This window comes from Streptomyces sioyaensis (assembly GCF_004122735.1).
GTDB lineage: Bacteria > Actinomycetota > Actinomycetes > Streptomycetales > Streptomycetaceae > Streptomyces > Streptomyces sioyaensis.
Window position 1 is genome coordinate 1 of the sequence record NZ_SDIF01000258.1, and the last position, 2,467, is coordinate 2,467.

The window sequence follows — 2,467 nt, forward strand, 5'->3', positions numbered from 1 at the left end:
CACCCCGGCCACCCCGGCCACACCGGACGCCCCGGCCACGCCCGACACCCCGAACGCCCGCTGCGACTCCCGTGCCTGCCGCTCCCCGACCACCGCCGCCAGATACGCCGCCGGATGCACCCCCGCAGGCCCCGGCACCCCGGTGAACCCCCGCAGGTCCTCCGCCAGCCGCCCGGCCATCGCCCCGCCCGCCTGCGGATCCAGCTGCCCCCTCCGCGCCAGGTACTGCCGTACCGTCAACCACCACCCGTCGGGCACCCGCGACAGATCCAGCCCCCCGAGCTCCGCCACCAGCCACGGAGGCGGAGGCGGCAGCGCCGTACCGGCCCGCGCCACCGGCATCCGCTCCCGTATGACCAGCGTCCCCGCGAACACATCCCCCAGCCGCCGCCCGCGCGCCGACACCAGCGACGCGATGGCCGCCACCACCCCCATCGTCAGCACGATCTCGATGGCTCCCATGGCACCGCGCACCAGCGCATGCCGGAACCGGATCGGTCCGCCGTCCTCCCGTACGACCCGAAGCCCGCAGATCACCTTCCCCAGGGACCGGCCCTGGCTCAGCGTCTCGACGACGATCGGTATCCCGACCTGCACCAACAGGAACGACGCCACGGATACGGCCGCCACCGCCGCACTGTCCATCGACGACGTCGCGCTCACCGACATCAGCGAAATGGCGATGTAGCTCACCCACGCCACGGCCACATCGACCGCCACCGCCAGTCCCCGGCTCGCCAGCCGGGCCGGCCGCAGCCCGAGCACCACCGCTTCACCCGTTACGAGCTCACTCACGCCGCGCCCCACTCCCTCTCGATCCCCGAAATCCCGCCCACCCCACGCCGGGCACGGCCAGTCTGCCAAGCTGACCGGCACCTACCCACGGCGCTGCGAGGAGCGACACCAGATGGACCTCGATGTCTTCGTCACGTCCCATGGCGCCGACTGGGACCGCCTGGAAACTCTGCTGCACCGCAAGCACCGCCTCACCGGAGCCGAGGCCGACGAACTGGTCGCCCTCTACCAGCGCACGACCACCCACCTCTCCCTCCTCGTTTCCAGCGCCCCCGACCCCGCGCTGACCAGCCGCCTCACCTCTCTTGTGGCACGCGCCCGCAGTACGGTCACCGGCGCCCGCAAGGCTTCCTGGCGCGACACCGCCCGCTTTTTCACCACGGCGTTCCCGGCAGCGGTCTACCGCCTGCGCCACTGGTGGATCCCCACCGCGATCCTCTCCACCGCGGTCGCCGCCCTCCTGGGCTGGTGGATAGCCGCCCACCCGGAGGTCCAAGCGGCGATCGGCGCCCCGGACGACCTCCGCAACATGACCCGCCCCGGCGGCGAATACGAGACGTACTACTCCAGCCACCCCGCGGCATCCTTCGCCGCCCAGGTATGGACGAACAACGCCCAGGCCGTCGCCATGTGCCTCGTCCTCGGCGCCTTTGTCGGCCTCCCGGTCCTGTGGATCCTCTTCGAGAACATGCTCAATCTGGGCGTCGGCATCGGTCTGATGTCCTCAGCGGGCCGCCTGGACACCTTCCTCGGCCTGATCCTCCCGCACGGCCTCCTCGAACTGACCGCCGTCTTCATCGCCGCCGGCATCGGCCTCCGCCTGGGCTGGACCCTCATCGATCCGGGCCCGCGCACCCGACGTACGGCCCTGGCGGAGGAAGGCCGCTCCGCCCTCGGCGTCGCCATCGGACTCGCCGCCGTCCTCTTCATCTCCGGCGCACTCGAAGGCTTCGTCACCCCTTCCGGCCTGCCCACCTGGGCCCGCATCGGCATCGGCATCACCGCCGAGGCGGCCTTCCTCCTGTACGTCTATGTACTGGGCGGCCGCGCCGTACGTGCCGGAGCCACCGGCGACGTCGAGCTCGCCGACCGCGAGGCCGTCCTCCCAACGGCGGCGTGATGTGCATCCAGCCCCGCTGACCTGCTAATCTCCTCTTTGCCCCAGAACCCGTTGACACGGGCAGCAGGGGGAGGTAGATTCGAACGGTTGCAACGAACTGGACAAGTTCATCCGCGACGGCTAGCATCTTCTCCGCTTCGGCCGGAACTTCAATTCGGCGAAGCGCAACCGACCACTTACCGGAAGCCCCGGTCGATGAATTCGACCGAATGCCTTTCTGGTAAAGTCGGAAAAGCCAAAAGGCAAGCCCCCTCCGACGGGGACTCGGAAACAAATTCGAGCCGACATCGGCACGAATCGGATCTGATAGAGTCGGAAAGGCCGAAAAGCGAAAGCTAAACGGCCGAGCCCGCTCCAACAGGGCGCCGGACACGGAAACGGATCTGGTAAGGTTGGAAACGCGAAGAAGCCGAAAGGCGGAAACGCACCGGCGAAAATCGGGCCCGCAAGGATCTGATAGAGTCGGAAACGCAAGACCGAAGGGAAGCGCCCGGAGAGCCTGGTGAAACAGGCACAAAGGAAGCGTCCGTTCCTTGAGAACTCAACAGCGTG

Annotated in this window: 2 protein-coding genes; one reads left to right on the plus strand and one right to left on the minus strand. The window is 68.8% G+C overall.

All coding sequences use genetic code 11. From position 1 onward, the window contains the following. A partial coding sequence (locus EST54_RS33660; RefSeq protein ID WP_135796921.1) for an RDD family protein occupies positions 1-795 on the minus strand: 795 nt, incomplete at its 3' end. A 112-nt stretch (positions 796-907) separates the two neighbouring features. Between EST54_RS33660 and EST54_RS33665 the strand changes: the two genes are divergently transcribed. Next, complete coding sequence (locus EST54_RS33665) at positions 908-1,915, plus strand: stage II sporulation protein M (protein WP_129251457.1); 1,008 nt, start codon at positions 908-910, stop codon at positions 1,913-1,915. Positions 1,916-2,467 lie beyond the last annotated feature (552 nt).